This is a genomic window from Cronobacter sp. 153480017-3 (genome assembly GCF_053627815.1).
The window spans coordinates 262,534-284,981 of the sequence record NZ_JBSEYN010000002.1 but is presented as its reverse complement, the minus strand read 5'-3'; the positions used below and the strand labels follow the sequence as shown (position 1 = coordinate 284,981).

Sequence of the window (22,448 nt, the reverse complement as noted above, 5' to 3'; positions counted from 1 at the left end):
TTAATGTGCTCCTGCGGAGCCTTCGCTCTTGATGGGCGAAAGCAATAAACAAAACGGAATCAACAGGATCGCCACCACGCTCAGCATGGTGAACACGTCGACATACGCGAGAATGCGCGACTGGGCAATCATGGTTTTATAAAGCTGCCCGGTGGCGATGCCGGTCGGGTCGCCCAGTTGTGCGGTGAAATTGCGCACCGCCTCGGCGCCGCTGCGTATCGCCTGCTGGAACTGTTCGTCAAAAGGCGTCATGTGCGCGCTCAGATGGGCGCTCTGCACCTGCGAACGTTCGGTAATCGCGGCGGTGGAGAGCGAAATCCCTATCGAGCCTGCGACGTTTCGGAACATCGTAAACAGCGCCGCCGCGTCGGCGTTAAGCTTCTGTGGAATGGTGATAAACGCAATCGTGGTAAGCGGCACAAACAAAAAGCCTAGCCCGATCGACTGCGCGCTGCGCATCAGCATCAGCGTTTCGAAATCGACGTTCGGCACCAGATTGCGTGACCAGAAAAATGACACGCCAAGGCACAGGAAGCCGAACGCGATTATCCAGCGGGTCTGCACCAGCGGCATCAGCTTCAGCACAATCGGGATGGTAAAGACAATCAGCACCGCGCCGGGCGAGAGTATCAGCCCCGACCAGGTGGCGGTGTAGCCGAGATCCTGCTGCGCCAGCTGCGGAATAACCACCGAGCTGCCGTAGAGGATCAGCGCCATGCCCGCCATCAGCACGCTGGAAACGGCGAAGTTTTTATCCCGCACGCAGTGCAGATCCACCACCGGACGGCGGGTATAGATGAGCCAGTAAATCGCGCCGACAATCCCGATAAGCGTCAGCACCGCGAAGGTGCGGATAAAATCGGACGCGAACCAGTCTTCGTCTTCGCCGCGATCGAGCATCACCTGCAGGCAGCCGAGGCCCAGCGCAATCAGCCCGATGCCCGTCCAGTCGACGGGGATTTTCTCTTCAGACTTTTTCTCCCACGGCGGATCTTCCAGCAATTGATAGACCGCCAGCACGCAGACGATGCCGACCGGGATATTGATGAAAAAGACCCAGCGCCAGGAGTAGTTATCGGTTATCCAGCCGCCGAGCGTCGGGCCGAGAACAGGCGCGACGATAATCGCAATGGAAGAAAGCCCGAACGCCTTACCGCGATCTTCCGGCTTGAAGTAATCGAGCAGCACCGACTGCTGCGTCGGCTGGAGGCCGCCGCCGAAAAAGCCCTGCAAAATACGAAACAGAATAATTTGCCAGAGCTCAGTGGCGATGCCGCACAGAAACGAGCAGACGGTAAACATCACAATGCAAATCAGGAAAAACTGTTTGCGCCCGAACAGCCGGCTGAAAAACGCCGACAGCGGCAGCACGATGCCATTCGCCACCAGATACGAGGTCAGGACCCACGTCGATTCGGAATAGCTCGACGACAGCGACCCGGCGATATGCGGCAGCGCCACGTTAACGATAGTGGTGTCGAGAATTTCCATGAACACCGCGATCGTCACGACAATCGCGACGGACCAGGGGTTGCTGGCCGGACGCCAGCCGCTGTGGGCCTGCTCGCTCATTCCACCGTCACCTCAGGCTCGACGGACAGCCCCAGCGGCAGCGGCTGGTTCCAGTTCTCAAGTCCTTTGTCGATAACGATTTTCACCGGCACGCGCTGAACGATTTTCACAAAGTTGCCGGTGGCGTTTTCCGCCGGGAACGCCGAGAAGCGCGAGCCGCTGCCCTGCTGAATGCTCTCGACATGGCCCTCAAGTTCCAGGTCGGGGAACGCATCTACGGAGATCTCGACTTTATTACCCGGCCGCATCCGCTCAAGCTGCGACTCTTTAAAGTTCGCCACCACCCAGATATCCGGCGAGACAATCGAAAAGAGCGCGCTGCCTGCCTGCACCAGCGTACCATTCTGGACATTACGCTTCGTGACATAGCCGTCGAACGGCGCGCGCACTTCGGTATAAGAGAGATTCAGCTCGGCCGTTTGCAACTGCGCCCGGGCCTGTTCCACCTGGCTCTGGCGCGCTTCGACATTGGTTTCCTGCTGACGAATTTGCAGTTGCACCTGCTCGGCCACTTCCAGCTGCGCCTGCGCGTTAGCAAGGCCCGCTTCGGCGCTGCGCAGTTGGGCGTTGGCAGCGTCGATGTTTTGTTTCGAAGTGGCGCGCGGGTCAACACCGCGCTGGCGCTGATATTCGGCGCGGGCGTTGGCAAGCTCCGCCTGGGCGCGCAGCACCTGCGCTTTGGCCTGATCGCGCTGGGCCGGGTACTGCACTTTGGCGAGCGCCAGTTGCGCCTGCGCCTGATGGAGCTGCGACTCGGCAAGCGACAGCTGCGCCTGTGCCTGATCGCGCTGTGCGGTGGCGTCGCGCGGGTCGATGACCACCAGCAGATCGCCTTTTTTCACCCGCTGGTTATCTTTCACGCGCAGTTCCGTGACATACCCCGCCACTTTCGGCGCGACGGTCACGGCATCGCCTTCGATAAAGGCATCGTCGGTGGTTTCAAGGTTTCGGGTCATAAACCACCAGATGATAGCCCCGATAACCATAATGACAACAACAATACCGAGAATAATCAGCGGCTTTTTACCGGGGCGCTTGCGGTTTTCACCGTCGCCTTTCCCCTTGTCCTTACCGCCATCCTCAGTTTTGCTGTTATCGTCTTGTTGATCCTGACGTTTCTCTTCGTCAGCGTTGTTATTGTGATTTTCCGCCATAGTTCAGCAACAGTCCTGTAAGTTAACACCATCACAAAATACCGTTTACTAAACTTAGGAGCAGTCTATACATTTGCCAGGAAAAACTGACAAATTAGCATTATCTGAGAAACAGTCCCCACAGCAGTGCATACCCCACCAGCGCCGACCACAGTAAGAGCGGCAGCGAGTAGAGATGAAAGCGCCACCAGATGCGGCGGTCAGCCGCCATACGCAGCGCAATCAGGTTCGCGAGCGAGCCTGGCAGGAGCCCGAATCCACCGACGTTGACCGCCCAGGCGAGCAGCGTCGTCGGCGGTACATAGTTGAGCAGCAAAATGGTCGCGGGCACGTTGCTGATAAACTGCGACAGGCCGATGCCCAGCGCATACAGGCCTGCGGGCGGCAGTTGCGAAACATGATGCAAACTGGACGTAAGCGCAGGCAGTTTGGTCAGCAGATGCACATCGATAAACATCGCCACGAAGACCAGCAGCAGGCTCCAGTCAATGCTGATAAGCACCCGGCGCGCCACCAGCAGGAACCCCACCGCCACCAGCGCCAGCCCCCACAGGGCGATATTCAGCTCCAGCGCGGTTAAAAACACGATGTAGAACGCAAGGCAGCTCCAGACCAGGCGCGGCTGCCACTCGTGCTGTTTATCGTGCGACTGATAATGCAGCGCCTTACCCGGAAAGCAAAACCAGCAGAGCAGCAGCAGGCTCGCCATCAGCGCCAGCGCAAGCGGCGCCATGTGCAGAATAAATTCACCAAACGCGAGGCCGGAGCGGCCCCATAAGAGAATATTTTGCGGGTTGCCGATGGGCGTCAGCAGCGAACCGGCATTCACGGCCAGCGCTTCAAAAATAATGAGGCGGTTAACCGGAATGGCGCAGAGTTTTTTCAGCGTCAGCGTCAGCGGCACCACGATAAACAGCGCCACGTCATTAGTTAAAAAAGTGGAGAGCAGTGCGGCGGCGCAGACCAGAAAGAGCGCCAGGCTGCGCTCTGTCGAAAAGCGCCGCACCAGACGGCGGCCCAGCACGTCGAAATAGCCGCTCAGTTCAACGCCTTTGGTCAGCATCATCAGCCCGGCAAGGGTAATGATGGTGCGCCAGTCGACGGCCTGCGGCCACTCGCGCGGCGCGAAAGGCACAAAAAGGGAGAGGATCACGCCGGTAATTAATAAAAGCTGGAAAAACCGGTCATGCAGAAAAGAACGCGCGAGGCGAAGTAACATGATTATTCGAACCCGTTTTGCTGGCTGAAACGACGAAAGACCTCAAGCGTCTCTTCGCTGACATGGTGCTCCATTCCTTCGGCGTCGCGACGTGCAGTATCCGGGTTAACGCCGAGTGCCAGCAGGAAGTTCTCGACGATTTGATGTCGTTCACGGCTCTGCTGCGCCAGCGTTTCGCCTTCCGGCGTCAGAAACACGCCGCGCCACGGGATCTGCTCAATCAGCCCTACAGAGGCAAGACGCTTGAGCATTTTCGCAACGGTCGGTTGCGAAACACCAAGACGCGCCGCCATATCTACCTGACGCGCTTCGCCCACCTCCCGAATGAGATCGGAAATCAGCTCGACGTAATCGTCGATAAGTTCGCGGCGGTGGGCTTCACGTACCTGGCGAAAGCCTTCCACATGTTCTTCGACATTGACCAGCTGCGTCACTTTCATGCTGCTCTGCTTACCTGCCCGACGGCTCATTGATACTTCCTCATTACAGTGGCGCGATACGGTTAACGCTGTTTGCGGGCCATTGTAAACCACAGATTCACGAGCACAAAAAATTAACGCGTTAGCCATAGCTATATAACATAGCCTGTGCTATATCTGTATGTAATGCGAACAGTCGTGATGTTTACTGACTGTGAGACGCGGAGGTGTGGTATGAACGAATTAATGAGGTGTCTGAACGTGTTTACTCACTCCCCCTTTCAGGTGCGGCTGCGGCTGCTGAATATGCTGTGCGATATGTTTAATCCCAAACCCCAGCCAGGGCAGGATGATACCGGGCAACAATAACCCGCTCCCCTTTCCCACGCGCTTGCCATTTTTTTGTCATTTTTTTGCGTTATCCTGAGCCCTGGCGCTCCTCACGTTGGCTTTAACCTCTCTTTTGGCGAAATTTGCAGCCTTTCTCGCAAACTAGTTGGTTTCCCCCCGTTGCTATTCTTTTCGTGCGGCTCTATCTTCTTGCAGCCCTGCTCTTACGACGATACCGAATGCGGATCTCCCTCCCTTCTGGTCCAGCACTCTGACGGGCGAATACCCTTGACGCCAGGGTTTACGCATGGCGTTTCGTTGAATCCGTACTATGAATCTAACGCTAAAAAATACTCTTGCTGCGCGCGGCATCGCTCTCGATCCGTGGATTGGCTTCTATTTTCTGCAATCGTTATTAATTAATTTCGCTCTGGGTTATGAATTCAGCCTGCTGTACGCCATCGCGTTTTGCTGCGTGCTGCTGCTGCTGTGGAAAACCGCGCCACGCGCGCAGAAAGGCCTTTTAGCCGTCTGCTCTCTGGTGGCCGGGCTCTATTTCCCTTTCGGGCAGACCTACGGCGCGCCGAACTTCAATACGCTGCTGGCCCTGCACGCCACGAATATGGAAGAGTCGACGGAGCTGTTGACGATTTTCCCGTGGTACAGCTATCTGGTGTCGCTGTTTATTTTTACGCTCGGCATAATCGCGGTGCGCCGCACGCCGCAGGCACCCTCGCGCTGGCAGCCGTTCGACAGTCTCTGCCTTGCGGTCAGCGTGGTGAGTTTTTTCGTTACGCCAGTGCAAAACCAGCTTTACGGCGGCGTTTTCGCGCTGAAAGACAGCGGCTATCCGGTGTTTCGCTTTGTGAAAGATGTGGTGGTCAATAACCGCGAAGTGCTGGAGGAGCAGCAACGCATGGAGGCCCTCTCCAGAATGAAAGACTCCTGGAATGTGCTGGCGGTCGCACCGAAATATCACACCTATGTGGTGGTGATAGGCGAGAGCGTGCGACGCGACGCGGTAGGCGCCTTTGGCGGCCAGTGGGATAACAGCCCGTTTGCAAGCCACGTCAATGGCTACCTTTTTACCGATTACATCGCCGCCAGCGGGTCAACGCAGAAATCACTGGGGCTGACGCTTAACCGCGTCGTCGATAATAAACCGCAGTATCAGGATAACTTCGTCACGCTCGCTAACCGCGCCGGTTTTCAGACCTGGTGGTTCTCCAACCAGGGGCAGATTGGCGAATATGACACCGCCATCGCCAGCATCGCTAAGCGCGCCGATGAAGTGCATTTCTTAAAAAGCGGCGATTTCGAGGCGGATAAAAACACGCGCGATGAAGCGCTGCTGAAGATGACGGCTCAGGTGCTGGCAACGCAACGCCCGCAGCCCCAGCTTATCGTGCTGCACCTGATGGGCTCACACCCACAGGCCTGCGACCGCACCCAGGGCAAATATGACGAGTTTGTGCAGTCGAAAGAGACCTCCTGCTATCTTTACAGCATTCGCCAGACCGACGATCTGTTAAGCCAGCTTTACCAGCAGTTGCAAAACAGCGGGCAGAGCTTCTCAATGGTCTACTTTTCCGATCACGGGCTTGCCATCAAAGAGCGCGGCAAGGCGGTGCAGTACCTGGCGCATGACGATAAATTTCAGCAGAATTTCCAGGTGCCGTTTATGGTGTTGTCGAGCGATGACAAAGCCCACCGCATTATCAAAGCGCGGCGTTCAGCCAATGATTTCCTGAGCTTTTTTGTTCAGTGGACGGGAATCAAAGTGAAAGAGATTGCGCCGAAATATAAATTTATTTCCGGGCAAAAGGCGGGGCCGGTGTTTGTCACTAATTTTAAACTTAACAAGGTGAGCTATGATCACCTCGGTACGGATCTGTTTGACGCGCGTCCCCGTTAATACGGCAAATGCGATGCGCTGCATGATGCGCAGATAAAAAAAATCCGCCCGTGGGCGGATTTTTTCATCACCGAAGTGATTAGAAGCGGTAACCCACGCCTGCGATCCAGGTGCCGATGTCGGTGTTACGCACACGGCTCTGCTCGTAGGAGAAGTCCAGAGCTACGTCCTGAACCGGGTTGAACTGCAGACCTGCGCCATAGGAGAAGCCGTAGTCGCTGGTGTCTGCTTTATCAGTGCCGTTGGTAGCCTGTGCTTTATCGTAACCAACACCCACTACGCCGTAGATGCTTGCCCAGTCATTGATACGGTAAGCCGGACCCGCGGTGATGCCGTAGTACTGGTTTTTACCATATACGCCATCTTCAGTGCGGTCTTTTTCGGTGTAGGTGAAAGAACCGATCACGCCCAGCGGGTTGCTGTCGTCGAACTCATAACGGTATTTCAGGTTGAAACCGTTCATTTTGTTCATCACGCCCTGAGCGTCGCTCTGCGCGTAGCCACCGGTAACGGTAGCGGTGCCAGCAACAGCAGAACCTGCGGAAACGGCCAGAACACAAGCCAGTGCTGAAAGACATGCAATTTTTTTCATAACCACCTCAAATGTGCTTCAAGTAAGTCCTAAGATTTAAATATATCAAAACCCAGCAGGAAACTCTTTGTTGTTCGCGTTGTCTAATGCGCTCTTTCCTGTAACAGAACGTTTCCGCCCGCGTCTATCCTGCTAAAAACACTGGATTTTACCAGGCGGGAATCATTATCGTCTCAGGTTACGCACGACTGCATCCGGATTATTCCTAAACGCGACTGCGCATTTTTTGCGCTGACGGAAGTATGATACCGGTTATTTCGGGTGCGTTTATCAATGATTGCTCAACCACCAGAGAGTTAAATACAGTAAGCTATCGCATTTACTTATCTTTAACTTTTACAGGTGCAGGATGCCAACGTTACCCCGTAAAACGCCTCTCTGGCTGCCCGTTATTGTGCTCATCGTTGCGATGGCGTCGATTCAGAGCGGCGCTTCGCTTGCCAAATCGCTGTTCCCGGTAGTGGGCGCGCCTGGCGTCACCGCGCTGCGTCTGGCGCTCGGCACGCTGATTCTGGCCGTGGTGTTTAAACCCTGGCGGTTGCGCTTTACCCGCAGCCAGCGTATGCCGCTGCTGGTCTATGGTCTGGCGCTGGGCGCAATGAACTATCTCTTTTATCTGTCGATTCGTACCGTACCGCTGGGTATCGCCGTCGCGCTGGAGTTTACCGGCCCGCTGGCGGTGGCGCTGTTTGGCTCACGCCGTCCGGTGGATTTTCTGTGGGTAGCGCTTGCGGTGCTTGGGCTGTGGTTCCTGTTGCCGCTCGGACAGGACGTCACGCATGTCGATCCGCTCGGCGCCGCCTGTGCGCTGGGCGCGGGCGTATGCTGGGCCATCTATATTATCGCCGGGCAGAAAGCGGGCGCAGAGCACGGCCCGGCGACTGTCGCCCTCGGGTCGCTTATTGCCGCTATCGTTTTCGTGCCCATCGGCGCGGCGGCGGCGGGCGAGGCGCTCTGGCACTGGTCAGTGCTGCCCGCCGGTATTGGAATCGCCATTCTTTCTACCGCGCTACCCTACTCGCTGGAGATGACGGCGCTGACGCGTTTGCCCACGCGAACATTCGGTACGCTAATGAGTATGGAACCGGCACTGGCAGCCTTTACCGGCATGATTTTTCTGGGCGAGACGCTGACACTGGTGCAATGGCTGGCGCTGCTGTCGATTATTATCGCTTCTGTCGGTTCGACGCTGACGCTCAGACGTGAAACGCAGATAAAAAGCCTCGACATTGATTAAAAAAAATAATTATTTCCCGGCACGGTTGATGCTGTGCCGGAATAACCATTTATGACAGTTTTAAGATATTTCCGCGTTGCGATGCCTTCTCTTTTAAAATATCTACGCGCGCGCTTCGTCATTAATCACGCCCTGATTTTAGCGCTATAAAAATACTTACAAAATTACACAACCATATGTTCCTTAAGCAAAAATAAAGCAAACACACCCTTGCTATTTATTTGATAGGTACAGCCTCGCCAGCAAAACCAAAACACGGTGCTATACTTAATTCCGTAATTTCCTGGGACACAATCATCAAGAGGATATGAAATTATGGGTACCGCTAAACTGGTTAAAACAAAGGCTTCCGATCTGCTCTACACGCGTAACGATGTAGCTGACAGCGACAAAAAGGCCACCATCGAGCTGTTAAACCGCCAGGTGGTTAATTTCATTGACTTGTCGCTGATTACTAAACAGGCACACTGGAATATGCGCGGCGCTAACTTCATTGGCGTGCATGAAATGCTGGACGGCTTCCGTACCGCGCTGACCGGTCATATGGATACCATCGCTGAACGTGCTGTACAGCTGGGCGGCGTGGCGCTGGGCACCACACAGGTGATCAACAGCAAAACTCCGCTGAAAAGCTACCCGCTGGACATCCACAGCGTTCAGGATCACCTGAAAGAGCTGGCGGATCGTTACGCTATCGTCGCCAACGATGTGCGTAAAGCCATCAGCGAAGCGCAGGATGAAGACACGGCTGATATCTTTACCGCCGCGTCCCGCGACCTGGATAAATTCCTGTGGTTTATCGAATCGAACATCGAATAATTCGATAACCGACCAGACGCTTTACTTATCACGCCCTCTCCCTTGCGGAGGGGGTTTTGCACTATAAAGGGGCATGCTTTTGCCCGCTCCCACCGCAAACGTTATCTATTTGTAATAATCCCCTCACACAATCGTTAACCAGAGATTGTTTTATCACCGCTTTTCAGGCTAAAAAGGCTATCCACCCGATGGCTCGCCCTGACGCACTATTTTGGTGCGCCATTGTGGTGCATGACTGTTGAAAAAGCGCGCAATTTGTGCAAAAGGACTTTTTTCTTGCCTTTCAAAACAGCGGCTTGTAAAACTGGCATGATTTTTTCATGCAGCGCTATGTTCTTATCGGGGATCGCCCCGCGGATAAATAAAGGAAATGCTATGAAGTCTGTTTTTAAAGTTTCCCTGGCAGCCCTGACTCTGGCCTTTGCGGTCTCTTCTCAGGCGGCGGATAAGCTGGTTGTAGCAACCGACACCGCGTTTGTTCCCTTCGAATTTAAACAAGGCGATAAGTATGTCGGCTTTGATGTCGACCTGTGGGCCGCTATCGCTAAAGAGCTTAAGCTCGACTACACCTTAAAACCGATGGATTTCAGCGGCATCATTCCTGCGCTGCAAACCAAAAACGTTGACCTGGCGCTGGCCGGCATCACCATTACCGACGAACGTAAAAAAGCGATCGACTTCTCCGACGGCTACTACAACAGCGGCCTGCTGGTGATGGTAAAAGCAAATAACAACGACGTGAAAAGCGTGAAAGATCTCGACGGTAAAGTCGTTGCTGTGAAGAGCGGCACCGGCTCGGTGGATTACGCGAAAGCGAACATCAAAACGAAAGATCTGCGTCAGTTCCCGAACATCGACAACGCGTACATGGAGCTTGGCACCAACCGTGCTGACGCCGTGCTGCACGACACGCCAAACATCCTTTACTTCATCAAAACCGCAGGCAACGGCCAGTTCAAAGCGGTAGGTGATTCTCTGGCGGGCCAACAGTATGGCATCGCGTTCCCGAAAGGCAGCGACGAGCTGCGCACCAAAGTCAACGGCGCGCTGAAAACCCTGAAAGAGAACGGCACCTATAACGAAATCTACAAAAAATGGTTCGGCACTGAGCCAAAATAATAATTCTTATTAAGCAGTTATCATCAGTCAGGGGCGGCCTTCGCCCCTGCTATTTTTGAACCACGGTAACACAGGAAATCATCATGCAGTTTGACTGGAGCGCCATCTGGCCTGCCATTCCCCTCTTGCTTGAAGGCGCCAAAATGACCTTATGGATTTCGGTCCTCGGTCTGGTGGGCGGTCTGATAATCGGTCTGGTGGCCGGTTTCGCCCGCTCGTTTGGCGGCTGGATTGCAAATCATATCGCACTGGTCTTTATTGAAATCATCCGCGGCACCCCGATTGTGGTGCAGGTGATGTTTATCTACTTCGCCCTGCCGATGGCGTTTAACGACCTGCGTATCGACCCGTTCACCGCGGCAGTGGTCACTATCATGATCAACTCCGGCGCGTATATCGCGGAGATCACCCGCGGCGCGGTGCTTTCTATTCATAAAGGCTTTCGCGAAGCGGGCCTGGCGCTGGGGCTGTCGAAGCGCGAAACCATTCGTCACGTGATCCTGCCGCTGGCGCTGCGCCGTATGCTGCCGCCGCTTGGCAACCAGTGGATCATCAGCATTAAAGACACCTCGCTGTTTATCGTTATCGGCGTCGCCGAGCTGACCCGTCAGGGCCAGGAGATCATCGCGGGCAACTTCCGTGCGCTTGAGATCTGGAGCGCCGTTGCGGTGATTTACCTGATCATTACCCTCGTTCTGAGCTTTGTTCTGCGTCGTCTGGAAAGAAGGATGAAAATCCTGTGATTGAATTTAAAAATGTCTCCAAGCACTTTGGTCAAACCCAGGTGCTGCACAATATCGATTTAAAAATTAACCAGGGTGAAGTGGTGGTGATTATCGGGCCGTCCGGCTCCGGCAAATCCACGCTGCTGCGCTGCATTAACAAGCTCGAAGAGATTACCAGCGGCGATCTGATTGTCGATGGCCTGAAAGTCAACGACCCGAAAGTCGACGAGCGCCTGATTCGCCAGGAAGCGGGCATGGTGTTCCAGCAGTTCTACCTGTTCCCGCACCTGACGGCGCTGGAGAATGTGATGTTCGGGCCAATTCGCGTGCGCGGCGCCAGCAAAGCGGAAGCCGAGAAGCTGGCGAAAGAGCTGCTCGCGAAAGTGGGCCTTGCCGAGCGCGGTCACCATTATCCGTCCGAGCTCTCCGGCGGCCAGCAGCAGCGTGTGGCGATCGCCCGCGCGCTGGCAGTGAAGCCGAAGATGATGCTGTTTGATGAGCCGACCTCCGCGCTCGACCCGGAACTGCGCCACGAAGTGCTGAAAGTGATGCAGGATCTCGCCGAAGAAGGCATGACGATGGTGATCGTGACTCACGAAATCGGCTTTGCCGAGAAAGTGGCCTCGCGTCTGATCTTTATCGATAAAGGCCGCATCGCCGAGGACGGCAACCCGCAGGCGCTTATCGAGAACCCGCCAAGCCCGCGCCTGCAGGAGTTTTTGCAGCACGTGTCGTAAGGTTTTCATCATGACGAACCCTCTCCCCGGAGAGGGTTTTTTTATGGGCTTGCGGTGGGTATGGCGCTTTTAAGGCGGGTGCGCAAGCTTACCCGCCCTACATTGCTGTCCTGAGTTCTTTGTAGGGTGGGTAAGCGTGAGCGCATCCATCTTCGCCGCCCGGCGGGTGCGCAAGCTTACCCGCCCTACATTGCTGCCCTGAGTTCTTTGTAGGGTGGGTAAGCGCAAGCGCACCCACCTTTATCGCCACGGCGGGTGCGCAAGCTTACCCGCCCTACCTCGCTGCCCTGAGTTCTTTGTAGGGTGGGTAAGCGCAAGCGCACCCACCTTCATCGCCTCGGCGGGTGCGCAAGCCTACCCGCCCTACCTTGCTCCAGGCTGATTTGTCTGTTGTAAGGTGGGTAAGCGCAGCGCACCCACCTTTATCGTCAGTCGCTGTATCCAACGGTTACATTAAACCCGCTGCGGAATACTCCTCTTTTCCGGGCTTCGCTTATCCGGGCACTATACTTACCTCTTTGTGTCACTTTCTCAGCCGGAGGAGAGCGTGCCGTGGATTTTGCTGCTGCTTGTCAGCCTGTTTAGCGTCTCAGCCAACGCCGTAAGCCTGCCCGCCGCGGTGGTCGGCGCGTCGACCACCCAGAAAAGCGAGACGCCGCCCGCCGAGCCCGATGCCGATAAAAAGAAAGCCGCTTACGCGGCGCTCGCGGACGTGCTGGAAAACGAGGCCTCCCGCAAAGCGCTTATCGAGCAGCTGCGCCAGGCGGCGGCGACGCCCGCCGATCAGCCGACGCCGGTCATCAAGCCGCCGGTGAATAATGAAGAAGATAAAACGGTACTGGAGAACGTCACCGAGGTCACCCGCCACTACGGCGGCGAGTTTGCCGGACGCTTTGCACAGCTCCATCGCAATATCACTAATGCGCCGCATAAACCTTTCAACGAAAAAACGTTCTTCAACGCGCTGAGCCATTTCAGCCTGCTCGCGGTCTCGGTCTTCCTCTTTTATTTTGCAGTGCGCGCCTGCGCTATTCCGCTGTATCGCAAAATGGGCCAGTGGGGACGGCGTAAAAACATCCACCGGGCGAGCTGGGTTCAGCTGCCGCTGATGATTATCCTCGCGTTTCTTATCGACCTCGCGCTGCTGGCGCTGACGCTGTTCGTCGGCCAGCTCGCCATTGAGATGATGAACGCAGGCAGCCGCACTATCGCCCGCCAGCAAGGGCTGTTCCTCAACGCTTTCGCGCTTATTGAGTTCTTCAAAGCGATTTTGCGCCTGATGTTCTCCCCGCGTTTTCCGTCGCTGCGCCCGTTTGTCATCAGCGACGCCAGCGCGCGTTACTGGCACCTGCGCCTGAGCGGGCTGAGCAGTCTCATTGGCTACGGCCTGCTGGTAGCCGTGCCGATTATCTCAGCACAGGTTAACGTGCAGGTTGGCGCGCTGGCGAATGTCATCATCATGCTGACGATGACCGCCTGGGCGCTTTATCTTATCTTCCATAACAAGCGCGCCATTACCGCCGGGCTGACGCGCCTCGCGGACCGCTCGCTCGCGTTTTTCAGCCTGTTTATCCGCGCGTTCGCGCTCATCTGGCACTGGCTCGCCAGCGCCTATTTCATCGTGCTGTTTTTCTTTTCCCTCTTCGATCCGGGCAACAGCCTGAAAACGATGATGGGCGCGTCGCTGAAAACGCTGGCGATTGTGAGCGTCGCGGCGTTTATCTGCGGCGTATTCACCCGCTGGCTCAGCAAAACCATCACGCTCTCGCCGCCGGTGCAGCGCAACTATCCGGAGCTGCAAAAGCGCCTGAACGGCTGGCTGTCGGTTTCGCTGAAGCTCGCGCGCTTTCTTACCGTCTGCGTGGCGGTGATGCTGCTGCTGAACGCCTGGGGACTGTTTGATTTCTGGACGTGGCTCACCGTCGGCGCGGGCGAGAAAGCCGTCGATATTTTAATTCGCATCTCGCTGATAGTGTTCTTCTCCGCCGTCGGCTGGACGCTGCTGGCGAGCCTGATCGAGAGCCGCCTCGCCTCCGATATCCACGGCCGCCCGATGCCGAGCGCCCGCACCCGCACGCTGCTGACGCTGTTTCGCAACGCCCTCGCCGTAATTATCAGCACCATTACCATCATGATTGTGCTCTCGGAGATTGGCGTGAACATCGCCCCGCTGCTGGCGGGCGCAGGCGCGCTGGGTCTCGCCGTGTCGTTCGGCTCCCAGACGCTGGTGAAAGATATTATTACCGGCATCTTTATTCAGTTTGAAAATGGGATGAACACCGGCGATCTGGTGACGATCGGCCCGCTTACGGGAACGGTTGAGCGTATGTCGATCCGCTCGGTGGGCGTGCGCCAGGATACCGGCGCGTACCACATTATTCCGTGGTCATCGATCACCACTTTCGCGAATTTCGTGCGCGGTATCGGCTCGTTTGTAGCGAACTATGATGTCGACAGGTTTGAAGAGACCGAGAAAGCCAACCGCGCTCTGCGCGCCGCGGTGGATGAACTGATGGAGCAGGAAGATATCCGCATGCTGGTGATAGGCGAGCCAAACGTGGTAGGCATTGTGGGGCTGACCAATACGGCCTTTACGATCCGCGTGACTTTCACCACCCAGCCGCTTAAGCAGTGGACGGTGCGCTTCGCGCTCGACGGGATGGTGAAAAAACACTTCGATCTGGCAGGCATTCGCCCGCCGGTACAGATGGTGCAGGTAATGCAACCAATGCCCGATGCCGCGGCGGCGGCCGAAGCACAGGCCGCGGCAGGCGGCGCACTGCCGCCCGCCAACCCGACCGTCTGATTACCGCAAGCGGTTTTGTGCCCAGCGTTCGCGCTGGGCCGTATCGAGAAAGCTCCAGGCGATAAAGCGGCTCTGCTTCTGCCCCTGCGCCATCTCCTTTTTAACCACTTTTACCGCGCCCGCCTGCTCCAGCGCGCGGTAGAGCAGCGGCAGGTTATCGCCTTTCGATACCAGCGTGGTAAACCACAGCACCTGACGGGCGAACAGCTTGCTCTCCGCTATCATCTGCGTGATAAACCCGACCTCGCCGCCCTCGCACCACAGCTCCTGCTGCTGGCCGCCGAAGTTAAGCCCGCTGTCAGCGGCAAGCCCCAGGTTGCGGCGCTTGCGCGCGTTGCCCGCTTCTGCCGCGTCGGCGGAGTCATGGAACGGCGGGTTGCACAGCGTGGCGTCGTAACTCTCATTCTTGTGAATAATGCCGTTGAAAATCGCGCCGGGGGTTTTCTGGCGGCGCAGGCGGATCGCGCGGTTGAGCCCCGGATTGGCATCGATAATCGCGCTCGCGCTACGGATCGCCTCATCGCTGGTGTCGGTGCCGGTAAAACGCCAGCCATATTCATGCTGGCCGATCAACGGATAAATGCAGTTGGCACCAACGCCGATATCCAGCACGCTCGCCTGCGCGGGCAGTGCGCCGCCATTGCCTTCGGCAAGCAGATCGGCGAGATGATGAATATAATCCGCGCGGCCAGGGACTGGCGGGCAGAGGAATCCTTCAGGAATATCCCACTCCCGCACGCCGTAAAAGTGCGCCAGCAGCGCCTGATTAAGGGTTTTCACCGCCTGCGGATCGGCGAAATCAATTGTCGGCTCGCCTGCGGGCGACGGGCGGACAAAAGCGCCAAGCGCCGGACAGCTCTCTGTCAGCGCGTCAAAATCATAGCGGCTGTGGTGGCGGTTACGTGGGTGCAGGCCCGGTTTGCGGTTCATCGGCTTCCTCCTGTGTGGGCGCGTACAATACCCGCTGACCCGCCCCTGGTAAATAAGCGCGGCAAAATTTAGCGGGGCGGCTATGATAGTTTTTTTGCCCAGGGAAATGCTATGAGCTACTACTACGAACCGGCACGCGGCCACGGTTTGCCGCACGATCCGCTGAACGCCATCATCGGCCCGCGCCCGATTGGCTGGATAGCCTCACAGGATGCCGCAGGCCACCGTAACCTCGCGCCCTACAGCTTCTTCAACTGCTTTAACTATCGCCCGCCGATTATTGGCTTCTCCAGCAACGGCTGGAAAGACAGCGTGAAAAATATCGCTGAAACCAAAGAGTTCGTCTGGAATCTCGCGACGCGCGACCTGGCCGTGGCGATGAACGAAACCTCCGCCTCGCTGCCCCACGGTGAAGACGAGTTCGTGCGGGCGGGCCTGACCGCCGCGCCCTCGCGTCTGGTACGCGCCCCGCGCGTCGCTGAAAGCCAGGTGAATTTTGAGTGCCGCTTAAGCCAGTGCATTCAGCTCACTTCCGCGAGCGGCGAGCCCATCGATACCTGGCTTGTGCTGGGCGAAGTGGTGGCGGTGCATATCGCCGACACGCTGCTTGAAGACGGCATCTACCAGACCTCCAAAGCGCAGCCGATCCTGCGCGCGGGCGGCCCGAGCGCCTATTACGGTATCGATGACGCCCAGCGCTTCGATCTGATTCGCCCCGACGCCCGTTAACGCCGCCAGTGCCCGCCACGGCGGGCTCTTCCCGGCAGAGCACCCCCATTTTTGCTATAATAACTACTGTGTTTAACCACAGAGGAGGTCTTATGGCTTCAGGTTGGGCAAATGACGGCGCGGTGCAGGATCAAATCGACAGCACCGTGGAAGATGCCGTGGCGCGCGCGCGACGCGACCTGCCACGCGGCGAAAGCCTTGAATTTTGTGAGATGTGCGACGAGCCCATCCCCGAGGCGCGCCGCAAGGCGATTCCGGGTGTGCGTCTGTGCGTGAATTGTCAGCAAAAAGAGGATGAACACCGCCAGCGTTACTCCCTCTATAACCGCCGCGGCTCAAAAGACAGCCAGCTCCGCTAGGCCTTTCGGCGGTCCACATACACTCTTTTACCGTTTCGATGTGTCCATTTGTGCCCTCAAGCAGCGGGACGGTAAGAGCGTGTAAAGAAGCGTGGGAGAGGTGGAATATTTCCAACTCATTCAACTGGTTATATTACATTCAAATTTTTAGAATAAGCCTGTCAATTCTCTTCGGTTTTATATTCTGCTCATGAATGTGACAATCATCACATCAACGGAACAACCCGTTATTTACAGAATAAACTGCGAGAGAACCCCTATGAAAGCCATCAAATATGTTGTTGCTGCCCTGACCCTTTCCGCCTTTACCTTTGCGGCTGGCGCTGCTGAGCAGGTGAGCCCCGCTCAGGCGCAGAACCTGAACAAAATCGGCGTCGTATCCGCTCAGGGCGCACGCACGCTGGATGAACTGAACGATACGCTGGCGGCGAAGGCCGAAGCGGCGGGTGCGAAGGCCTACAGCATCACCTCTGCCCGTACCAACGATCTGGCGAGCGGCACCGCAGTTATCTACAACTGATTGCTACGCGCTGACCGATACCTTCATTACCCTTAATTGACCCTTTGTTACCCTTTTTGCCCGCGGCGGATGCTGCGGGTTTTTTTTATCAAAAGGTCTGTGCGATACGCGCCAGCGCCGACGGGATATCCTGCGCCTCACCGCTTGCCACCAGCACGCACGCCATCTGCGTTTTTAATGATTCCGGCACCGGCTCAAGCCCGGATAAGCAGCGCTCGGTCCAGCGGGCGGTCACTTCGGGGTCTTTCGCCTCTGGCAGCGCTATAGGGCTTGTTGCCGCCTCACTCTGGCGCTCCAGCAGAATACGCATCGCCTGATTCTCAATCAGCGCTATCTGCGGGCAGCGCTGCGGGTTGGCGTACACTTCGCCTTCGGTGCCGTGCATCAGCAGGCCGCGTCCGCCGATATCGATAAAAAACTGCCCGACTTTATTCACATATTCCGGGTGCGAGACGCTGGACAGACGCAGCGCGCCAGATTCGCCAAACGGCGTAGCGAGTTTCGCCAGCGTATGGGCGCTGTTGCGCACCCCAAGTCGCCAGCGCATCGCCAGCTGTTTTTCAAGCGGCGGGCAGAGCGCGCCAACCGGGATATAGACCGGGTCGCGCCCGTCCAGTTTCGCCTGCGCCTGGCCTGCATGCAGCGTCGGCGAAATGCCCATCAGCGTAAAAATCGTCTCTGTCAGCACGCGCGTCGGATCGTCGCTCACGCCATGTACAACAACCGGAAAGCCGAGACCGCTCAATAATAGCGCCAGCAGCGGCGTCAGGTTGGCCTGCTTACGCGCACCGTTATAGCTTGGGATAACCACAGGCAGCGGTTTTGCCACCGGCGGTGTCAGACGCAGCGTATGTTGCTGCATCGCATCGTAAAAGCCGCGCATCTCCTGTTCACCCTCGCCTTTAATACGCAGCGCAATGAGGATGGCACCCATCTCCAGATCCGGCACATCGCCATCCAGCATATGGTTGTAGAGCGCTCTGGCCGTTTCATGGTCCAGAGAGCGGGCGTGATTTTTGCCCCGGCCTATCTCTTTAACGATCGCACGATAATCCATCTTATCCTCCCGACAGGTGCTCTTAATCATAGCTCCGGTCAATCATACTCTGTGATGCGTTGCCGCGTGCTTACCGCCGACGACGCGCCGCCTTAGCGCACAATACAAGTTAAGCGTCTGATATGACAAGCGTCTGGCGCAATCATCGGGTCGTCAGACGCCTCTGCCGATAAGATAAATCCGCCCGAATTCAAATTGTATTTTTTTACTAAAAGAATCGTTAAGTGTTCATAACTGGAGCATTTACCTCACAGGAAGCATATTTTTCATCGAAATTATTCTCGTCTTAATTATTTAAGACTTTGTTCTCTCCTGATTCAGGATCCATGATGAAAAAGATATTGCTTATGACCACGATGGCCGCGCTGGCCTGCTCCTCCTCGCTCACATGGGCCGCCACAACCGGTGAAGGCCAGGTGAATTTTACCGGCGAAATCCTTGATGCCGCCTGTGAAGTCGTCAACAGCCAGAGTAGTCCGCTGGCCGTTGATTTGGGGAAAATCTCGAAAACGGCCTTTACCGGCATCGGCTCCACGACCAACATCACCAGTTTTGTCTTGCAGTTAAAAAACTGTCCGGAAACCGTGACCAAAGCCTCTATCAAATTCGGTGGCACCGCAGACACCGATAATGTCGATGTCCTGGCCCTGACGGGTGGCACGGGAGCCGCCAGCGGGGTCGGTATTCAACTGGTGGATGCCGACGGCACGCCGCTGAATCTCTATACCGCATCGGCCGATTACGCGCTGGAGACAGGAACCGCCACCAATAATCTGGAATTCGGCGCCCGTTATATTCAGACAGGCGCAACCGTTACAGCAGGGGTCGCCAATGGCTCCTCTACGTTTACAGTGACCTATAACTGATTCCCGATGGGCTATTTGCTACTTCTGTCGTGGCGAATAGCCCATATTTAAAGAGACGATATTATTATGCGTAAATTACTCGTTATTTCAGCTTTACTCATGGCGACAACAGCGGCACAGGCAGGCGTCATTATTGGCGGTACCCGTGTTATTTATCCTGGCGATAAAAAAGAAGCGTCTGTTCCCGTGACCAATAATGACGATATCAACTATCTTATTCAGTCCTGGGTTGATACCGATGCGCCCGGCGCGGCTAAAGCACCATTTATGGTGACTCCGCCCCTTTTTCGTATTAATGCACATCAGGATAATACACTACGCGTGGTACGCACTGGTGGCGATTTGCCAAAAGATCGTGAATCTCTCTACTGGTTAAATATTAAATCTATTCCTTCCTCAGTTAAAAAAGCAGGCGTTAATGATTTACAAATCGCCGTCAGAACACGCATTAAATTAATGTATCGCCCGGCATTGGTCACCGGCAGACCTGACGATGTCGCAGGCATGCTGAAATGGCATACCGAAGGAAACATGCTGGTGGTTGAAAACCCAACGCCGTTTTATATGAATTTTAACAGCGTCAAGGTTAACGGAAAAGAAGTTGAAAAAGTCAATATCGCGGCCCCGAAAAGCGAAAGCCGCTTTCAGCTTGCGAATATGACAAATGTTCACGCTGTCTCCTGGACAATAATTAATGATTTCGGTGCCATTTCGAAAAGCTGGTCTCAAAACTTCTGAAAATAATCTACGCCCGTTAATTTTATAATACGGTAATCATCATGTCCTTTAATAAAGCCAGACGGCCAAATGTATTTCGCGCTCGTCACTTAGCGCTGGCAATAGCCTGTCTGTGTGCAGGCCTGCCGCTGGTGCAAGCGAGGGCAGATGATTATTTCAACCCGGCATTGCTGGATATTGATAATCCTTCGCAGGGTAAAACCGATTTAACGCTTTATGAAAAAGGTCCAGGTGCGGCACCGGGGAAATACCGTGTCGATGTTTATATTAATAATGAACGCATCGATACCCGGGAGATAGAATTTACGCTTAAAACCGCGTCCGATGGTAGCAGCACGCTGCAACCCTGCTTCACTCTCGAAGACTTGAAAAGCCTGGGAGTGAAGACTGACGAGTTTGATGCGTTAGACGCAGATGCGAAATGCGTTGACCTTTCGGCCATCCCCTCTGCCAGCGCGCGTTTTGATGTTGGCCGCCAGCAACTCCAGCTTAGCATTGCGCAAAGCGCGCTGGGCCAGGTGCCGCAGGGGTATATACCGCCTGAGGAATTTAACGAAGGCATTAACGCGCTGTTGTTTAACTACAGCGTGAACGGCTCGCGCCAGAAAACGCTGACGCCGGATTCGCAGGACAGCCGCAATCTCTACGCCAACCTGCGTCCGGGCATTAATCTCGGCCCCTGGCGGCTGCGCAACTACTCTACCTGGAGCCGCAACGAAGACCACTCGGGCACTCAGGAGAAGTTCTCCAGCGTCTATACCTACGCAGAGCGCGACATTGTTGCTCTGAAAAGCGAGCTTACCCTGGGCCAGAGCAGCTCACCTGCGGATATCTTCGACAGCATTCCTTTTACCGGTGCGCAGCTTGCCTCTGACGACGACATGCTGCCTGACAGCCTGCGCGGTTACGCCCCTGTGGTACATGGCATCGCACGCAGTAACGCCCAGGTGATTATTCGCCAGAACGGGTATCTCATCTCCCAGACTAACGTCGCGCCTGGCGCATTTGAAATTAACGATCTCTACCCGAGCGGTAGCAGTGGCGATCTCAACGTAACGGTGAAAGAGAGCGACGGCAGCGAACAGCATTTTGTCGTGCCTTATGCTTCTGTTCCGGTTCTGCAACGCGAAGGACGGCTGAAATATAGCCTTACCGGCGGGCGCTACCGTTCGTATGACGAAAGCGTTTTACCCACTGCGTTTATGCAAGGCACGGCCGTTTATGGCCTGCCACACGGGTTTACGCTTTACGGCGGCATTCAGGCAAGCCAACCCTACCATTCGCTGGCGCTGGGCGTCGGAGAAAACGTGGGGGATTTTGGCGCGTTCTCGCTGGATGTCACTGAAGCGAAAGCCACCTTATCGTCAGGTGAGACACAGAAAGGCCGTTCGTGGCGTGCCCGCTACAGCAAGGATATCGCGCTGACGGGTGCCACGCTCTCGGTGGCGGGTTACCGCTTTAGCAGCGAGAACTATTACGCCATGCAGGATGTTTTTGACACGATGCGCCGCGATAACCAGTGGGCAGACACGCTGCATCGCCGTAGCCGTGAAGAGCTAACGCTTGAGCAGCCGCTGGGCGACGCGCTGGGTTCGCTGAACGCCAGCCTGATTCAGGAAAATTACTGGAACAGCAGCAAAACGATGTCTTCACTCAGCGTCGGTTACAACAATAGCTGGCACGATATCAGTTACGGGCTTAATTACAGCCTGAACCGTAATACCAGTGAAAATGGCTACGGCGAACCGGAGCATGAAAAGGACAGCGTCTTTTCTCTCACCCTCTCCATTCCGCTTGAACGCTGGTTGCCCAATACCTGGGCAAGCTACAACCAAAGCCACAGCAAGCAGGGCACCACGCAGAATATCGGCCTTAACGGAACGGCGCTTTCGGATAACAACCTCAACTGGAATATCCAGCAGAGCCAGGACAGTCAAGGCCAGACGCGTAACACCTCACTTAATGCCGATTACAAAGGCGCTTACGGCGAACTGAGCGCGGGTTACGGCCAGGATTTCAGCCAGCGGCAAATCCATTACGGCATTCAGGGCGGGCTTATCGCCCACGCTAACGGCATCACACTTGGCCAGCCGATGGGTGAAACGGTGGCGCTGGTCGAAGCGCCGGGCGCAAATGATACCGCTATTCACAACCAGACCGGCGTCAGAACCGATGGTCGTGGATACACCATTTTGCCGTTTATCAGTCCCTACCGGCGCAATACCGTCGCGCTGGATACCGAAACGCTGCCCGCCGACGCTGATGTGACGCAGGCGGTACAGACCGTAACGCCCACGCGCGGCGCGGTAGTACGGGCCCGTTTCGATACCCGAACCGGCGCGCGCGTACTGATGACGCTGCATCTGGCTGATGGTCGCCCGGTGCCGTTTGGCGCGACCGCAACCGCGGATGATACCGCAGAAGAATTTATCGTCGGCGAAGATGGCCAGGTTTATCTGACCGGTCTTCAGCCGAAAGGCACGCTGCAGGTGAGCTGGGGCGCTAACGCCAGCCAGCGCTGCACCGCCGCATGGCGTCTCCCCACCGGGAATGGCGACAGCCAGTTTATTAACCTCTCCGCGCAATGCCTTTAACGCGCGTTACC

General features: G+C 56.0%; 21 protein-coding genes. 14 read left to right on the top strand and 7 right to left on the bottom strand.

What is annotated here, in order from left to right:
* From ACUW6V_RS05835 to mntR, 4 genes are all read right to left on the bottom strand, one after another.
* Positions 1 to 1,572 (bottom strand): DHA2 family efflux MFS transporter permease subunit, encoded by a 1,572-nt coding sequence (locus ACUW6V_RS05835; RefSeq protein WP_054624837.1) that lies wholly within the window; start codon positions 1,570 to 1,572, stop codon positions 1 to 3.
* A complete protein-coding gene (locus ACUW6V_RS05830) occupies positions 1,569 to 2,726 on the bottom strand; it encodes an HlyD family secretion protein (protein WP_104672459.1) in 1,158 nt (385 codons plus the stop codon). Before ACUW6V_RS05830 ends, ACUW6V_RS05835 begins: the two co-directional genes overlap by 4 nt.
* 100 nt (positions 2,727 to 2,826) lie before the next feature.
* A complete protein-coding gene (locus ACUW6V_RS05825; RefSeq protein ID WP_454038118.1) occupies positions 2,827 to 3,945 on the bottom strand; it encodes an anion transporter in 1,119 nt (372 codons plus the stop codon).
* A gap of 2 nt (positions 3,946 to 3,947) precedes the next feature.
* Positions 3,948 to 4,415 carry a manganese-binding transcriptional regulator MntR gene (gene mntR / locus ACUW6V_RS05820; RefSeq protein ID WP_004388452.1) on the bottom strand — a complete coding sequence of 156 codons (468 nt, stop codon included), beginning with the start codon at positions 4,413 to 4,415 and terminating at the stop codon, positions 3,948 to 3,950.
* Between the two features lie 183 nt (positions 4,416 to 4,598).
* On the opposite strand from mntR, the gene mntS reads away from it, so the two are divergent.
* Together mntS and ACUW6V_RS05810 are read left to right on the top strand one after the other, a co-directional pair.
* On the top strand, positions 4,599 to 4,733 hold the full coding sequence (gene mntS / locus ACUW6V_RS05815) for a manganase accumulation protein MntS (protein ID WP_097649007.1): 135 nt from the start codon (positions 4,599 to 4,601) through the stop codon (positions 4,731 to 4,733).
* Between the two features lie 292 nt (positions 4,734 to 5,025).
* Positions 5,026 to 6,609 carry a phosphoethanolamine transferase gene (locus ACUW6V_RS05810; RefSeq protein WP_454038117.1) on the top strand — a complete coding sequence of 528 codons (1,584 nt, stop codon included), beginning with the start codon at positions 5,026 to 5,028 and terminating at the stop codon, positions 6,607 to 6,609.
* Between the two features lie 79 nt (positions 6,610 to 6,688).
* Here the strand turns inward: ACUW6V_RS05810 and ompX are convergent, their stop codons facing one another.
* Positions 6,689 to 7,201 carry an outer membrane protein OmpX gene (gene ompX, locus ACUW6V_RS05805; RefSeq protein WP_004388453.1) on the bottom strand — a complete coding sequence of 171 codons (513 nt, stop codon included), beginning with the start codon at positions 7,199 to 7,201 and terminating at the stop codon, positions 6,689 to 6,691.
* A 349-nt stretch (positions 7,202 to 7,550) separates the two neighbouring features.
* Between ompX and rhtA the strand changes: the two genes are divergently transcribed.
* From rhtA to ybiO, 6 genes are all read left to right on the top strand, one after another.
* A complete protein-coding gene (rhtA, locus tag ACUW6V_RS05800; protein ID WP_004388454.1) occupies positions 7,551 to 8,438 on the top strand; it encodes a threonine/homoserine exporter RhtA in 888 nt (295 codons plus the stop codon).
* Positions 8,439 to 8,753: 315 nt separating this feature from the next.
* The gene (gene dps / locus ACUW6V_RS05795) at positions 8,754 to 9,257 is read left to right on the top strand and encodes a DNA starvation/stationary phase protection protein Dps (RefSeq protein ID WP_007768605.1); all 504 of its coding nucleotides are present in this window, start codon (positions 8,754 to 8,756) and stop codon (positions 9,255 to 9,257) included.
* Between the two features lie 375 nt (positions 9,258 to 9,632).
* A complete protein-coding gene (gene glnH / locus ACUW6V_RS05790) occupies positions 9,633 to 10,376 on the top strand; it encodes a glutamine ABC transporter substrate-binding protein GlnH (protein WP_007782268.1) in 744 nt (247 codons plus the stop codon).
* A gap of 83 nt (positions 10,377 to 10,459) precedes the next feature.
* The gene (glnP, locus tag ACUW6V_RS05785; protein WP_004388457.1) at positions 10,460 to 11,119 is read left to right on the top strand and encodes a glutamine ABC transporter permease GlnP; all 660 of its coding nucleotides are present in this window, start codon (positions 10,460 to 10,462) and stop codon (positions 11,117 to 11,119) included.
* On the top strand, positions 11,116 to 11,838 hold the full coding sequence (gene glnQ / locus ACUW6V_RS05780; RefSeq protein ID WP_004388458.1) for a glutamine ABC transporter ATP-binding protein GlnQ: 723 nt from the start codon (positions 11,116 to 11,118) through the stop codon (positions 11,836 to 11,838). The genes glnP and glnQ overlap by 4 nt, the downstream gene beginning before the upstream one ends.
* Before the next feature lie 547 nt (positions 11,839 to 12,385).
* Positions 12,386 to 14,644, top strand: coding sequence for a mechanosensitive channel protein (gene ybiO, locus ACUW6V_RS05775; RefSeq protein WP_142970124.1), 2,259 nt, complete (start codon positions 12,386 to 12,388; stop codon positions 14,642 to 14,644).
* Here the strand turns inward: ybiO and rlmF are convergent, their stop codons facing one another.
* Positions 14,645 to 15,574 (bottom strand): 23S rRNA (adenine(1618)-N(6))-methyltransferase RlmF, encoded by a 930-nt coding sequence (rlmF, locus tag ACUW6V_RS05770; protein ID WP_142970123.1) that lies wholly within the window; start codon positions 15,572 to 15,574, stop codon positions 14,645 to 14,647. It lies immediately after the preceding gene.
* Positions 15,575 to 15,685: 111 nt separating this feature from the next.
* Here rlmF and ACUW6V_RS05765 point away from each other — a divergent pair, with 111 nt between their 5' ends.
* The 3 genes from ACUW6V_RS05765 to ybiJ all read left to right on the top strand — a co-directional run bounded on the left by ACUW6V_RS05765 (position 15,686) and on the right by ybiJ (position 17,182).
* A complete protein-coding gene (locus ACUW6V_RS05765) occupies positions 15,686 to 16,303 on the top strand; it encodes a flavin reductase family protein (protein WP_454038116.1) in 618 nt (205 codons plus the stop codon).
* Between the two features lie 92 nt (positions 16,304 to 16,395).
* Positions 16,396 to 16,662: a DksA/TraR family C4-type zinc finger protein gene (locus tag ACUW6V_RS05760; RefSeq protein WP_004385894.1), complete on the top strand. Its 267-nt coding sequence runs from the start codon at positions 16,396 to 16,398 to the stop codon at positions 16,660 to 16,662.
* A 259-nt stretch (positions 16,663 to 16,921) separates the two neighbouring features.
* Positions 16,922 to 17,182, top strand: coding sequence for a DUF1471 family protein YbiJ (gene ybiJ, locus ACUW6V_RS05755; protein WP_004385895.1), 261 nt, complete (start codon positions 16,922 to 16,924; stop codon positions 17,180 to 17,182).
* Between the two features lie 88 nt (positions 17,183 to 17,270).
* Here the strand turns inward: ybiJ and ybiB are convergent, their stop codons facing one another.
* Positions 17,271 to 18,239 (bottom strand): DNA-binding protein YbiB, encoded by a 969-nt coding sequence (gene ybiB, locus ACUW6V_RS05750; protein WP_454038115.1) that lies wholly within the window; start codon positions 18,237 to 18,239, stop codon positions 17,271 to 17,273.
* Between the two features lie 329 nt (positions 18,240 to 18,568).
* Between ybiB and ACUW6V_RS05745 the strand changes: the two genes are divergently transcribed.
* The 3 genes from ACUW6V_RS05745 (at position 18,569) to ACUW6V_RS05735 (ending at position 22,437) form a co-directional block, all read left to right on the top strand.
* Positions 18,569 to 19,105, top strand: coding sequence for a fimbrial protein (locus ACUW6V_RS05745; protein WP_007848514.1), 537 nt, complete (start codon positions 18,569 to 18,571; stop codon positions 19,103 to 19,105).
* Between the two features lie 66 nt (positions 19,106 to 19,171).
* On the top strand, positions 19,172 to 19,843 hold the full coding sequence (locus ACUW6V_RS05740; RefSeq protein ID WP_012125284.1) for a fimbrial biogenesis chaperone: 672 nt from the start codon (positions 19,172 to 19,174) through the stop codon (positions 19,841 to 19,843).
* Positions 19,844 to 19,884: 41 nt separating this feature from the next.
* The gene (locus ACUW6V_RS05735; RefSeq protein ID WP_454038114.1) at positions 19,885 to 22,437 is read left to right on the top strand and encodes a fimbria/pilus outer membrane usher protein; all 2,553 of its coding nucleotides are present in this window, start codon (positions 19,885 to 19,887) and stop codon (positions 22,435 to 22,437) included.
* Positions 22,438 to 22,448 lie beyond the last annotated feature (11 nt).

Bases quoted from the DNA above. Each gene is read 5' to 3' on its own strand.
- glnH (WP_007782268.1), top strand. From the start codon at position 9,633: ATGAAGTCTGTTTTTAAAGTTTCCCTGGCAGCCCTGACTCTGGCCTTT.
- ACUW6V_RS05745 (WP_007848514.1), top strand. From the start codon at position 18,569: ATGAAAAAGATATTGCTTATGACCACGATGGCCGCGCTGGCCTGCTCC.
- ACUW6V_RS05835 (WP_054624837.1), bottom strand. From the start codon at position 1,572: ATGAGCGAGCAGGCCCACAGCGGCTGGCGTCCGGCCAGCAACCCCTGG.
- dps (WP_007768605.1), top strand. From the start codon at position 8,754: ATGGGTACCGCTAAACTGGTTAAAACAAAGGCTTCCGATCTGCTCTAC.
- ACUW6V_RS05760 (WP_004385894.1), top strand. From the start codon at position 16,396: ATGGCTTCAGGTTGGGCAAATGACGGCGCGGTGCAGGATCAAATCGAC.
- ybiB (WP_454038115.1), bottom strand. From the start codon at position 18,239: ATGGATTATCGTGCGATCGTTAAAGAGATAGGCCGGGGCAAAAATCAC.
- mntR (WP_004388452.1), bottom strand. From the start codon at position 4,415: ATGAGCCGTCGGGCAGGTAAGCAGAGCAGCATGAAAGTGACGCAGCTG.
- ACUW6V_RS05825 (WP_454038118.1), bottom strand. From the start codon at position 3,945: ATGTTACTTCGCCTCGCGCGTTCTTTTCTGCATGACCGGTTTTTCCAG.
- ybiJ (WP_004385895.1), top strand. From the start codon at position 16,922: ATGAAAGCCATCAAATATGTTGTTGCTGCCCTGACCCTTTCCGCCTTT.
- mntS (WP_097649007.1), top strand. From the start codon at position 4,599: ATGAACGAATTAATGAGGTGTCTGAACGTGTTTACTCACTCCCCCTTT.
- ACUW6V_RS05735 (WP_454038114.1), top strand. From the start codon at position 19,885: ATGTCCTTTAATAAAGCCAGACGGCCAAATGTATTTCGCGCTCGTCAC.
- ACUW6V_RS05765 (WP_454038116.1), top strand. From the start codon at position 15,686: ATGAGCTACTACTACGAACCGGCACGCGGCCACGGTTTGCCGCACGAT.
- ACUW6V_RS05740 (WP_012125284.1), top strand. From the start codon at position 19,172: ATGCGTAAATTACTCGTTATTTCAGCTTTACTCATGGCGACAACAGCG.
- glnP (WP_004388457.1), top strand. From the start codon at position 10,460: ATGCAGTTTGACTGGAGCGCCATCTGGCCTGCCATTCCCCTCTTGCTT.
- ACUW6V_RS05810 (WP_454038117.1), top strand. From the start codon at position 5,026: ATGAATCTAACGCTAAAAAATACTCTTGCTGCGCGCGGCATCGCTCTC.
- ACUW6V_RS05830 (WP_104672459.1), bottom strand. From the start codon at position 2,726: ATGGCGGAAAATCACAATAACAACGCTGACGAAGAGAAACGTCAGGAT.
- ompX (WP_004388453.1), bottom strand. From the start codon at position 7,201: ATGAAAAAAATTGCATGTCTTTCAGCACTGGCTTGTGTTCTGGCCGTT.
- rhtA (WP_004388454.1), top strand. From the start codon at position 7,551: ATGCCAACGTTACCCCGTAAAACGCCTCTCTGGCTGCCCGTTATTGTG.
- rlmF (WP_142970123.1), bottom strand. From the start codon at position 15,574: ATGAACCGCAAACCGGGCCTGCACCCACGTAACCGCCACCACAGCCGC.